Annotated in this window: 7 protein-coding genes; 4 read left to right on the plus strand and 3 right to left on the minus strand. The window is 40.1% G+C overall.

The window, feature by feature from the left end; genetic code table 11:
- Positions 1–13: 13 nt before the first annotated feature.
- Complete coding sequence (locus PLEUR7319_RS0111830) at positions 14–568, plus strand: DUF1579 family protein (RefSeq protein WP_019505438.1); 555 nt, start codon at positions 14–16, stop codon at positions 566–568.
- 159 nt (positions 569–727) lie between these two features.
- On the opposite strand, the gene hypD is transcribed toward PLEUR7319_RS0111830, so the two are convergent.
- Positions 728–1,909: a hydrogenase formation protein HypD gene (gene hypD / locus PLEUR7319_RS0111835; protein ID WP_019505439.1), complete on the minus strand. Its 1,182-nt coding sequence runs from the start codon at positions 1,907–1,909 to the stop codon at positions 728–730.
- An 86-nt stretch (positions 1,910–1,995) separates the two neighbouring features.
- Positions 1,996–2,235 carry a HypC/HybG/HupF family hydrogenase formation chaperone gene (locus PLEUR7319_RS0111840; protein WP_019505440.1) on the minus strand — a complete coding sequence of 80 codons (240 nt, stop codon included), beginning with the start codon at positions 2,233–2,235 and terminating at the stop codon, positions 1,996–1,998.
- A 189-nt stretch (positions 2,236–2,424) separates the two neighbouring features.
- Here PLEUR7319_RS0111840 and PLEUR7319_RS0111850 point away from each other — a divergent pair, with 189 nt between their 5' ends.
- On the plus strand, positions 2,425–3,090 hold the full coding sequence (locus tag PLEUR7319_RS0111850) for an acyloxyacyl hydrolase (RefSeq protein ID WP_237743561.1): 666 nt from the start codon (positions 2,425–2,427) through the stop codon (positions 3,088–3,090).
- 275 nt (positions 3,091–3,365) lie between these two features.
- Here PLEUR7319_RS0111850 and PLEUR7319_RS0111855 read toward each other — a convergent pair whose 3' ends face one another.
- Positions 3,366–4,550: an NAD(P)H-quinone oxidoreductase subunit H gene (locus tag PLEUR7319_RS0111855; RefSeq protein WP_019505442.1), complete on the minus strand. Its 1,185-nt coding sequence runs from the start codon at positions 4,548–4,550 to the stop codon at positions 3,366–3,368.
- Between the two features lie 240 nt (positions 4,551–4,790).
- Here PLEUR7319_RS0111855 and PLEUR7319_RS0111860 point away from each other — a divergent pair, with 240 nt between their 5' ends.
- Together PLEUR7319_RS0111860 and PLEUR7319_RS35070 are read left to right on the plus strand one after the other, a co-directional pair.
- Positions 4,791–6,092 (plus strand): folylpolyglutamate synthase/dihydrofolate synthase family protein, encoded by a 1,302-nt coding sequence (locus PLEUR7319_RS0111860; protein WP_019505443.1) that lies wholly within the window; start codon positions 4,791–4,793, stop codon positions 6,090–6,092.
- A 671-nt stretch (positions 6,093–6,763) separates the two neighbouring features.
- On the plus strand, positions 6,764–13,185 hold a 6,422-nt coding region (locus tag PLEUR7319_RS35070), incomplete at its 3' end, for an SdrD B-like domain-containing protein (protein ID WP_144054291.1).

Below are 13,185 nucleotides of genomic sequence, written 5' to 3' on the forward strand. Positions count from 1 at the left end.
CCGCCTCGAAAATATGCCAAAAATAAAATTTTTAAGTTTAGCTATAATCTTCTCAACTACTAGTGTTGTTGCAATTGCCAACATAGTAAAACCAGTACAATCTCAAGTTCCTTTAGAATTAGATCGTCTGGAATACTTCAGAGGAACGTGGCGTTGCCAACAACCAGCAGCACCAGCTTCTCCATCAGGTGTATTTACCTGGACTGTGAAACGAGATTTGAATGATTTTTGGTACTTGGGAAACGCTGAAGAAACCCAGTCCCCCGATGATGGCAAACCAATTAACTCAAGAGAATTTTTGGGATACAACATTGCTTCTAAGAAGTTATTTCGTTCTGTGGTTGTTGGTAATGGGAACTCTTTTAATATGACTGCATCCGATTGGCAGGATGGAAAACTGATTTGGTCGGGGACAGTTGTCGATAGAGCTAAAGGAAAATCCCTACCACTACGACAAGAAATTGTGAGAGACAGTCAAGATAGATTTACGGCAACTTATTTTATTCTTGACGAAGAAAGCAACTGGCAACCTGTAGTTAATGAAACTTGCGATCGCCTGGCGGCGTGACAAATTGGACATAGTTTATAAAATTTGATTTTTTTTGAGACCAATAATTCATTCAATTTAGTACCGTCATTTTTAGCTTAGAGAAAACGTCGCCAAAATTATTTTCTATTCTTGCGGATTTATTCGTAATCTTGCGTGATTAAAAGGGTAAGCGATAGCCTAATTACTTATAAAATTAGTTACTCCATCTGATACTTGAGATTTCTGATAACTAGCTCGTTTGCCAAGAGCAGCTAAACGTCCGTACTTATAATACGCAGCACAAGCACCTTCAGAAGAAACCATGCAAGTACCTATGGGGTTTTCAGGGGTACAAGCTGTGCCAAATACTTTGCATTGCCAGGGTTTTAAAACTCCTTTAAGAATTTCTCCACACTGACAAGCCTTAGCATCAGCAACTTGGCGATTAGGAACGACAAATTTAACTTCGGCATCAAATTGTGCGTATTCATCTTTAATTTTTAAGCCAGATTGAGTAATTTCTCCTAATCCTCGCCATTCAAAGCGATCGCGGACGGTAAATACTTTGGTGATCGCATCTTGAGCAACAAGATTACCATTAGAATTAACTAAACGAGAATACTGATTTTCTACTTCACAGCGTCCCTCTACTACCTGTTTAAGCAACATCCAAATTGATTGCAGAATGTCTAGAGGTTCAAAACCTGAAATGACTATAGGTTTACGGTATTGATCGGCAATAATTTGGTAAGGTTCTGTCCCAATTACTGTGCTAACGTGACCAGGTCCGATAAAGCCATCTAGTTGTAAATCAGGATTATTAAGCAAGGCTTCTAAGGCAGGAACTACTAGAACATGATTGCAGAATAAACTAAAGTTCGTAATATCTTCTGCTTGAGCTTGAAGAACCGTTAACGCAGTACTGGGGGCAGTGGTTTCAAAGCCGATACCAAAAAAAATAATTTCTTTATCTGGGTTTTCCTGGGCAATTTTCAAAGCATCAAGAGGAGAATAAACCATGCGAATATCGGCTTTTTGGGCTTTCGCTTGGAGCAAACTCTTTTGCGAACCTGGCACTCGTATCGCATCCCCAAAGGTGGTAAAGATAACATTCGGTTGTTCTGCTAAGGCGATCGCATCATCTAATCTTCCTCTAGGCATAACACACACGGGACAACCAGGACCATGAATTAATTCAATACTATCGGGTAGAATCGTTTCTAAACCATATTTAAAGATGGAGTGGGTATGTCCGCCACAGATTTCCATCAATTTTAGAGGTTTGGTGGGATTTATTGGTAGAAGTTGGTTTAATCGTTTGATTTCCACCAATATAGCTCGGGCTTTTTGGGGATCTCGGAATTCAGTTACATATTTCATGTTTGTTAGTCGCTAGTCTGTAGTCTGTAATATTTACTTCCCCTGCATCTCTGCTTCCCCTGCTTTCTTGCCTCTTGTATACTTGTTCAATTGGTTATTTCTGCTAGTATTCTCAGGGTTTCAGCAGCTTCTGATTCATCTAGGCGATTTAAGGCAAAACCAACATGAACTAGCACCCAATCGCCAACACAAGATTTTACAGGATGGTGATCGTCTACAATGCAAGCAATATTGATCTGTCGCTTAACACCACTAACGTTAACCATAGCTAGTTGATTTTGGATATCTGTAATTTCGGTAATTTGACCTGGAATTCCCAAACACATTTTAATTTTAAAGATTAATTTTTACGCTGTGTGTAACTCAGTAACTTAAGCATATAGAAAATAAGGAATTATATTCACGACTGCATTGATAATTAATTCAATTTTAGAGGTTATCTCTAGTAACTGATAGCTGATAGCAAGGAGCGATGCTCCTCTATTATTGATTAAAGTTGAATGTGACATCCTTATATGAATAATCAAGGCAAAAATACCAGCAAAATAAGCAATAAACTTCACTATAGTTACCTAATATCAATGTATTTATTGGCAATTTGTCTGGTGATGCTGGAATTTTTGCAACCAGCCCAAGCTGCTCCCCAAGAAGATACAACACCAACTAATAATCCAGAAGAAACAAAAGTAGAAGGTTCTATTCCTGCTTTTGGGACAAAAGGGGAAAAACACTGGTATGTTCAAACTGCGGCTGCAATTGATATCGATGAAAACGATGCTACTAGTTTTGGGCTAATTGGTGGTGGTGTTTCGCAATTTTTTGCCAATGGTCATAGCATCAATGCCAATTTAAATAGTCTCTATTTTCAGCAAAGTGGTGATGATGCTCTGGGACTAAATCTCGATCTGCTGTTGCGCTATCATTTTCTCCGTCGAGCAAATTGGTCCCTCTTTTTCGATGGGGGAGTAGGGATTATTGGTACAACTAACAATGTACCTAGTGGAGGCTCCAGTTTCAATTTCACTCCACAGTTTGCAGTGGGAAGTACGATTCGTGTTGCTCCAGAAAAACATCTTATGTTGGGGCTTCGTTGGCATCATATTTCTAATGCTGATACCTTTGATAGTAATCCTGGACTGGACAGCATCATGGGTCAGGTCGGGTTAATATTACCTCGTTAAATAATTTTGATTTGGGTTTATTTCAGGAATATCAGAATTGGTGTTTTGAATACCCTTGCTGAAAAAAAAACTCAAAAAAACAGGTGGGAGTTACCCACCTAAGAATGCCTAATTTATAAAGAACAATATTTTTTTGTTTTCAATCTAGCGTTCCTATACTTCTTGGTAAACAATTACTTCTTTATTGATGAGCCTTAGGTAGTAAATTATATGTAATTACTCATTACTTAATTACTCAACCAAGAGCAACAAAAAATTTAAACAAGAAGTATTTTCTAGCGATCGACTGAACCCATAATAATGTCTACACTACCAAGAATAGGCATAATGTCCGCTAGCTTGACTCCCCTTAGCAATTCAGGGAGAATTTGCAGGTTATTAAAGTCAGGGGCTCGAATTTTGAAACGCCAAGGAAAAACGTTATCGTTACCAACAATAAAGACTCCTAGTTCACCTTTACCACTTTCTAGGCGAACATAATGCTCTCCTTCAGGAATTTTGAACGTGGGAGCAACTTTTTTCGCCACGTATTGATACTCAAAATCATTCCACTTTGATTTTCGCCCTTCAGCCATTCGTTTGGCTTCCAGATTTTCGTAAGCACCACCAGGAATACCTTTCAATGCTTGACGAATAATTTTAACGGATTCACGCATTTCACGGACTCGAACAAGATAGCGAGCAAAACAATCCCCCGCAGTTTCCCAGTGAATATCCCAATCCAAGTCATCGTAGCATTCGTAATGGTCTACTTTTCTTAAATCCCATTGCACTCCAGAAGCTCTTAACATTGGTCCTGACAGACCCCAGTTGATTGCTTCATCGCGGGAAATTGTTCCCACACCTTCAACACGACGACGAAAGATAGGATTATTGGTGATCAGCTTTTCGTATTCATCGATTTTAGGATCGAAGTAATCACAATAATCAAGACATTTATCAATCCAACCGTAGGGTAAGTCTACAGATACGCCACCAATACGAAAATAATTGTTATTGACTAGTCGTTGTCCAGTAGCAGCTTCCCAAAGATCGTAGATTAATTCCCGTTCTCGGAAGATATAGAAAAAAGGAGTTTGTGCGCCTACATCAGCCAGAAATGGTCCTAACCAGAGTAGATGGTTAGCGATGCGATTTAATTCCAGCATAATTACTCTAATATACTGGGCTCGCTTGGGAACTTCAATTCCCGCCAGTTTTTCGGGAGCATTGACGGTAATTGCTTCATTAAACATCCCCGCAGCATAGTCCCAACGACTTACGTAAGGGACATACATAACACTGGTACGATTTTCGGCAATCTTTTCCATACCCCGATGGAGATAACCAATCACTGGTTCACAATCAATTACATCTTCCCCATCAAGAGTCACAATGAGACGCAAAACGCCATGCATTGAGGGATGATGTGGTCCCATGTTGAGGATCATGGGTTCGGTTCTAGTTTCTATCTGTGCCATAAATAAGCGATATTTCTTTTATTAAGAATTTTATTAATTCTTACTGCTACATTAGTTATCTATCTTATCGAGTTTCTTGTCTTGATACGAATTTATACTATTTTTTGGTCAAAAATCAGGCTAATAGTATAAAAATATTACTTTGAATCGATCAATAGTAAATTTAATAATCATTAAAGATTTCAGTGCCACTTTCAATTATTATTGATTTTGAAGAAGTAATTTGATGGAGCCATAAAAATGATAGTTAGTAGCGATCGCATTGGTTCTCTTCTCAAACCTTTTCAACGCTTTGGTGTCAATCTTGGTTTGGAAAGAATTGAAAAGCTGCTGACAAATCTTGATGATCCTCAAAATCAGGTACCGATTATTCACGTCGCGGGAACAAACGGAAAAGGATCTGTCTGTGCTTATTTATCTTCGATTCTGACTGAAGCTGGCTATCGAGTTGGACGCTATACTTCACCTCATTTAGTTGACTGGACAGAAAGAATTTATCTTAATGAACAACCGATCGCCAAGTCGACTCTGATTGAAATATTACAGAACATTCAAGAAGTAATTGATGATTCTAATACAGAAAGTCCAACTCAGTTTGAGGTAATTACAGCCGCAGCTTGGCTATTCTTTGCTCGATCGCAAGTGGATATTGCAGTGGTGGAAGTCGGTTTGGGAGGTAGACTAGATGCTACTAACGTTAGTGAGCATACTCTAGTAAGTATTATTACTTCTCTCAGTAGAGAACATTGGCAACGTCTTGGTCCCACCTTAGCTGATATTGCTAGGGAAAAAGCTGGTGTCCTCAAACCCAATCGTCCTGCTATTGTGGGACAACTTCCTTCTGAAGCCAAAGAAGTAGTCCTTGCCAGGGCTGAAGAATTAGATTGTCCTCTAACTTGGGTTAAACCAGCTAAGGAACTTAAAATTTCTCTTCAAAACGATACCAAATGGGCAAAGTATCAAGATATTGAATATCCTTTACCCTTATTGGGGGAAGTACAATTAAGTAATTCAGCATTGGCGATCGCCACTATTAAATCTTTACAACAACAGGGCTGGGAAATTCCTGAGCTAGCGATTCAAACGGGAATGAATAAAACTCGCTGGTTAGGGAGATTACAGTGGACAACATGGAAAAATCGTCCCTTATTAATTGACGGAGCTCATAATCCAGCAGCGGCGATCGCCCTCAGACAATATGTAGATACCCTTAACAAACCAGTAATTTGGATTATGGGAATGTTATCTACGAAAGATCACGAAGATATTTTTAAAGTCTTATTAAAGCCCGAAGATCAACTTCACTTAGTTCCTGTACCAGAGCATAGCAGTGCCATTCCCCAAGAATTAGCTATTCTCGCCCAAAAAGTTTGTCCCCGTCTCAGTAACTGTGAAACTTATGAGAATGTATTTACTGCTTTGGATACAGTAATAGATTTGGTAACGGATTCAGCAACTGAAAAATTGCTGGTTTTGTGTGGCTCTTTATATCTAATAGGCTATTTATTTCAGAACGCCAACATGATGAAAAATGCTAATTGATAGTTAGTTAATCAAGAAGCTCAAGAAGACAGCGCGGAGATTCAACCTAATATTGATGCTGATGCTCAAGTAATCCATGGTGCGATCGCAGTACTCAATGGAAATCCTCTATCAGATCGAGAAGTTCAAAAGACGCTAAAAGAGATGGAATCTGAATAAAATATAATACCGAGCCTTGTTATTTGATTCTATATCACTAATTAACCAGAGATAACTTCAAACAGCAAAAAAAGAATATTTGGTAAATCTAGAAGAGTCTAATCTGCATACTAATCACGTATTTTTCGTGGTAAATACTTAATTTACCAATGATAAATATACTGTAATATTAATTACATTTGGTTTTTTTTTCAGAGTTTCTTTGAGTCTTTTACTGATGTCGCTTCAAAGTAAATAAGACTAGTTTTATATCAGGTACAAATTGTGTATTTCAGATCTACTTGTTTGTGTGATCTTGTTCAGATAGATCTCAGTATTCAATTTTATCTATATACATTCAGATCTTTTTATAGAAAAAAATATGTTGGCATCCAAAGAATAAAAGCAAATAAATATATTTGATTTCTTTACAAAACAAGAATCATTTATAGGACAAAAACATCGGTACATTGATATTTATTTTAACTGTTTATTTTTAGCTTACATCACTCTCACCACTCTCAATATTGATTATGAAATATAGTAGAAATCAGGAATTTATGATTAATAATAGTGATATTTTCAATAACAATACTGCATCTGTTAAACAATTTGTCTTCATAGATTCTCAAGTAGAAGATTTTCAAGCTCTCGCTTCTGGTGTAGTTTCAGGTATAGAAATTGTTATTCTTGATCGCAACAGAGATGGTATCCAACAAATTACCGCAGCATTACGCCACCAAAAGCAGTTATCAATAATTCATATAGTTTCTCATGGTTCTCCTGGTTGTCTATATTTAGGTAATACTCAACTAAGTCTCGATACATTGGATGAGTATTCAGCAGAATTAAAAACATGGTTTCCCGCCACCTTCGCATTCAGTCCCCCCCTTAATAAGGGATGCAAGGGGGATATCTTACTTTATGGTTGCAACGTTGCAGCAGGAGATGCTGGCGAGGAATTCATTACTAAGCTGCATCAGTTAACAGGTGCAGAAATTGCCGCTTCTACTACTTCTATTGGTAATGCTGCAAAAGGTGGCAATTGGGAATTAGATGTAAAAACTTCTGATTTATTTACTGAGCTTGCTTTTACAGCAGAAATTCAAGCTAGCTATTCTGGTGTCTTTGCTCCTGGCGATCTGCCTTGGGATGCTAATCCAGCTAATAACGGTATTTTAGTTAGAGGTACTGCCTTTCTCACTTGCGGAACTCTTGGTGTGACAGGTGCTCCCGACAAAGTCCTAGCAGTTGAACGTATTGATATTAGAAGTGATGGCACACCTATTATCCCAGAATCGGGAGAGGAGACGGTAACTGATATCTTATCTTGGTCCCATGAAGATTGGACACAAGAAAAACTTGGTAATATCTACGGTACGGCAGTAGATGGGCAAGGAAATATGTTTGCTACCGCCAGTGCTAATTATGGTTCTGGAGTAGGTTTTGGTATAAATCCTCAAAATATTAATTACGGTTCCATTGGTCGCGAGTTTGGTGGTGAGTTGGGTGCGGCAGGAACTATCTACAAAATGGATGCTGTTACAGGTACACCTATTGTGTTTGCACAGCTACCTCAACAGGAGGCAACAATTGTTAATGTGGCTAGTGAATCATCAGATCCAGATGTTACCAGACAAACTGGACCTGGATTAGGAAATATTCACCACGACAAAGTTAACGATCAGTTTTTTGTCAGCAACTTTGAGGATGGTCGTATATATCGTTTAGATAGTGATGGCACTATTCTCGATTCTTACGATCCCGGTAGTCTGGATGACGGTAGTGCAGGAACTCCGCCTATTAGTGAATTGGTCTATGGTCTTGCCGTAAGTCCGGACGGAAGCAAATTGTTTTATGGGCAAAGCAAGACAGTTTATGCTATCGATCTCAATGAAGATGGTTCTTTTCCGGGCACAGTAGACAACACTACCAATATTACAGGGTCTAACTGGGATAATTATGTTAGTGCAACCGAAACCCCACAAGCGACTCTGCCTGAGATAGATCACAATATTTATGTTAACAGTACAGATATTATTATTTCCGATTTAGAGTTCTTGCCTAATGGAAAACTTTTAGTTGGTGGGCGGGTTTATTCGGGAAAAGGAGTTTTTTCTGGTGATACCGATCCTTCTAATGATTTGTTTGTTCCTGAACCTACTATTTTCTCCTCTTATAATCATGGCGGAAGTGTTTATGAACTTACAGAAAATGGAGAAACATTTTCTAATTTAGTTGAAATTCAAGGTTTCTCTACAGTTACAACTAATACTGGAAATGATGATGGTTATGGTGGCGTAGCTTACAATCAGAACGTTGACGGGAGTTTTGATTATGTAGTCTCTTCCGCCGATATTACTACTGAAGCAGGTCCTCACGGTCTTGCTGTTTTCCCAGATGACGCTTCCAATCTTACAGGTACTACTGAAATAAGACCCAAAGCTGCTATTGGTTATGATGCTGATTCTTATAATCCTAATACAGAAACAGGTAATGATTTAAAAGGTGTTGGTGGTGACGTTGATGTCTTTAACCCTGGTGTGATTAAAGGTAATGTTTCTGAAGATACTACAGGTGATGGTGATGGCGATACTCCCATAGCAGATGTAACTCTAAGTTTATTAGACAGTGATGGTAATCCTGTTTTAGATGCAATCACAGGAGAGGCGATTACTACCGTTACCGATGCTAATGGTAATTATGAATTTACTAATCTGTTGGCAGGAACTTATACGGTCGTTGAAACTCAACCTGATGGATTGTTTGATGTTAGTGAAAATGAAGGGGGAGACGATGACGATCATCTTAATGACGGAACAGCTAATAGTATCAAAGCTACCGTTGTTCTAGGAGAATTTGACACGGGGAACGATTTTGTCGAAACTGCGACTCCGCCACCAACTTACAAACTATCAGGCACAGTCCTTGATGATACTACCAATCCAGCTTTAGATGCCATCGACAATCCTGGGGATACTCCTATCGAAGGAGTAACCGTAGAAATCTTTACTGATGATGGTACTGGTAATCCCACTGGAGATGCGATCGCCTCTACAACTACTGATGCCTCTGGTTTCTATGAGTTTACTGACTTGGCAAATGGCGATTATGTAGTGGTTCAAACCCAACCTGTTGGCTATAGCAGTGTTACTGATGCCGATGCTGAAGAACAAAATAAAATTCTGGCGACTATTGCCGATGGTGATGTTACTGGTCAAGATTTCCTCGAAGAGATAGTACCTGTCTATAAAGTTTCAGGTACAGTTCTCGAAGATACTAATGCACCCGATGACGATGGGATTGATAACCCTGGAGATACGCCCATCGAAGGAGTAACTGTAGAAATCTTCACTGATGATGGTAGTGGAAACCCAAGTGGAAATGCAATCGCCTCTACAACTACTGATGGCTCAGGTTTCTATGAGTTCACTGACTTGCCAAATGGCGATTATGTAGTAATTCAAACCCAACCTGCTGATTTTGGCAGTGTTACCGATGCCGATGCTGGGGAAGAAAATAAAATCCTCGCCACTATTGCTAATAGCGATGTTACTGGTCAAGACTTCCTCGAAGAAATAGTACCTGTCTATAAACTATCAGGTACAGTTCTTGAAGATACCAATGCACCCGATGACAATGGAATTGATAATCCTGGGGATACGCCCATCGAAGGAGTAACCGTAGAAATCTTTGCTGATGATGGTAGTGGTAATCCTGATGGAGAGGCTATTGCTTCAACAACTACTGATGCTTCTGGGTTCTATGAGTTTACTGATTTACCAAATGGCAATTATGTAGTGGTTCAAACTCAACCTATCGATTATGACAGTGTTACCGATATCGATGGGACTGATGACAACAAAATCCTCGCCACTATTGCCGATGGTGATGTTACAGGTCAAGATTTCTTAGAGGAAACTCCTCCTGTCCTCTATAAACTGTCGGGTACAGTTCTCGAAGATACTAATGCCCCTGATGACGATGGGATTGATAACCCTGGAGATACGCCTATCGAAGGAGTAACATTAGAATTATTTGCTGATGATGGTAGTGGAAACCCAAGTGGAAATGCGATCGCCTCTACAACTACTGATGCTTCTGGATTCTATGAATTTACTGACCTCCTTAATGGCAACTATGTTGTAGTCGAGTCTCAGCCAGCAAACTACGTCAGCGTTACAGATGCTGATGCAGGTACTAATAATCAGATTGTCACCAGCATTAATGATGCTGACTCTACAGGCAATGACTTTCTGGAAGAATTAGCCAACGAAAAATTCAGTTTAGGTAACAGAGTTTGGCAAGATACCAATAATAATGGCGAAATTGACGACGGCGAAAGTGGAATAGATAACGTCACAGTTAATCTTTATCAAGATAGTAATGGTGATGGAAATCCTGATGGTGTAGCCATTGCCACAGAAACAACTGCTAATGGAGGGTATTACCGTTTTGACGATCTAACTGCTGGCGATTACGTTGTTGAGGTAGCAGCTTCTAATTTTCGCGCTGATAATGCTTTAGAAGGACTCAGTAGTTCTGCTACAGATGAGGTAGAACCAGATGACGATACCGATAGTAATGATAATGGTATTGGAATTGCCCCCGATCCCATTAATGGAATTCGTAGTAATACTGTAACCTTGGGTCCTGGTTTTAGCGAGCCTACTGGAGAAGACTTCGTTTCTCCTGCAATTACTCAAGTCAGCACAACCACAACAACTAGTACTGGAGGAAATGGAACCAATGTCAGAATCAACGCGGTTGATAGTAGTAATGCTGGTAGTACTACTGGACGTATTACTATTGATACAGAGCCGCAGCGTTTTGTAGTTGATGTTACCGATTTTGGAACTAATTTCACTGGTTTTTGTATTGAGTTTGCCGAGTTTGTTCAACCAAATCGCACATACACCCCAGTCAATGCTATTACTTCAGGTCCATTTTTTAATAGCTCTTACAACGATCCTGGTGATATTCCTAATTTCTTTGGAGTCGATTCCAATGCCCCTGATTACGGAATTGTCACTCAAGCTGAATTAGATATTATTTCTACTGCCTGGGCTAACGTACAAGATACAATTCTGACTAATTCCGATGATGCAGCAGCTTTACAATTACTAATCTGGGAACTTCAAAACGATCAGACTTTTGATTTGACCAGTGGCAATTTCATCCTCGATGCAACAGGTGGTAGTGATACTGTCGATGCAAATACAAGCGCAGCTATTACCAAGGTAAATAGTTGGTACACCAATGTAACTAATGGCACTTGGACTGGTAGCGTCCCTTTGGTAATAATGACTATCGAAGATGACCAAGACATCATCGTTAATTTAGATCTGGGTGTAGGTGCAACGGATAGTCAATCTAACTTAACCGTAGACTTTGGCTTTGTTCCAACTTACAAACTATCGGGAACAGTTCTCGAAGATACCAATGCTCCTGATGCAGATGGGATTGACAATCCTGGGGATACTCCTATCGAAGGAGTGACTGTCGAAATCTTTGCTGATGATGGAAGTGGTAATCCTGATGGAGATGCTATTGCTTCGACAACTACTGATGTCAATGGTTTCTATGAGTTTACCGACTTGGCTAATGGTAATTATGTCGTCGTTCAAACTCAACCAGGAGCTTTCGATAGCGTCACCGATATTGATGGTACTGATGACAATAAGATCCTGGCAACCATTGCTGATGCTGATGTCACAGGAAGAGATTTCTTAGAAGAAACTCCACCTGTCGTACTTTACAGCCTCTCTGGAACAGTACTAGAAGACACGAACGATCCTGAAAGTGATGCGATAGATAATCCTGGTGACACTCCCATTGCGGGAGTGAGTGTCGAACTATTCAATGCTGATGCTGATGGTAATCCCACTGGAGATGCGATCGCTTCTACTACCACTGATGAGAATGGTTTCTACAATTTCACTGACTTAGCCAACGGGAACTATGTGGTCGTCGAGACTCAACCAGGCGATTATGACTCTGTAACTGACGTTGATGGAGTTGATGATAATCAGATTACCGCGACGATTGATGGTGCCGATTCTACAGGTAATGACTTCCTCGAAGAAACTCCCCTCTACCAACTATCGGGAACCGTGTATGAAGACACCAATCTGCCAGATGATAATGCCATCGAGACCGAAGACACACCCATTAGTGGCGTAACGGTTGAACTGTTCAATGCTGATGTTGATGGTAATCCCACTGGAGATGCGATCGCTTCTACTACCACTGATGAGAATGGTTTCTACAATTTCACTGACTTAGCCAACGGGAACTATGTGGTCGTCGAGACTCAACCAGGCGATTATGACTCTGTAACTGACGTTGATGGAGTTGATGATAATCAGATTACCGCGACGATTGATGGTGCCGATTCTACAGGTAATGACTTCCTCGAAGAAACTCCCCTCTACCAACTATCGGGAACCGTGTATGAAGACACCAATCTGCCAGATGATAATGCCATCGAGACCGAAGATACACCCATTGCGGGAGTAACGGTTGAACTATTCAATGCTGATGTTGATGGTAATCCCACTGGAGATGCAATCGCTTCTACCACCACTGATGAGAATGGTTTCTACAATTTCACTGACTTAGCCAACGGGAACTATGTGGTCGTCGAGACTCAACCAGGCGATTATGACTCTGTAACTGACGTTGATGGAGTTGATGATAATCAGATTACCGCGACGATTGATGGTGCCGATTCTACAGGTAATGACTTCCTGGAAGAAACTCCCCTCTACCAACTATCGGGAACCGTGTATGAAGACACCAATCTGCCAGATGATAATGCCATCGAGACCGAAGATACACCCATTAGTGGCGTAACGGTTGAACTGTTCAATGCTGATGTTGATGGTAATCCCACTGGAGAGGCGCTCTCCAGCACCACCACTGATGAGGCTGGCTTCTATCAGTTCACTGACTT

It is taken from the genome of Pleurocapsa sp. PCC 7319, from assembly GCF_000332195.1.
In the GTDB taxonomy this organism is placed as follows: domain Bacteria; phylum Cyanobacteriota; class Cyanobacteriia; order Cyanobacteriales; family Xenococcaceae; genus Waterburya.

What these genes read in the sequence shown, in the direction of transcription:
- PLEUR7319_RS0111830 (WP_019505438.1), top strand. Translation starts at nt 14, where the DNA reads ATGCCAAAAATAAAATTTTTAAGTTTAGCTATAATCTTCTCAACTACT.
- hypD (WP_019505439.1), bottom strand. Translation starts at nt 1,909, where the DNA reads ATGAAATATGTAACTGAATTCCGAGATCCCCAAAAAGCCCGAGCTATA.
- PLEUR7319_RS0111840 (WP_019505440.1), bottom strand. Translation starts at nt 2,235, where the DNA reads ATGTGTTTGGGAATTCCAGGTCAAATTACCGAAATTACAGATATCCAA.
- PLEUR7319_RS0111850 (WP_237743561.1), top strand. Translation starts at nt 2,425, where the DNA reads ATGAATAATCAAGGCAAAAATACCAGCAAAATAAGCAATAAACTTCAC.
- PLEUR7319_RS0111855 (WP_019505442.1), bottom strand. Translation starts at nt 4,550, where the DNA reads ATGGCACAGATAGAAACTAGAACCGAACCCATGATCCTCAACATGGGA.
- PLEUR7319_RS0111860 (WP_019505443.1), top strand. Translation starts at nt 4,791, where the DNA reads ATGATAGTTAGTAGCGATCGCATTGGTTCTCTTCTCAAACCTTTTCAA.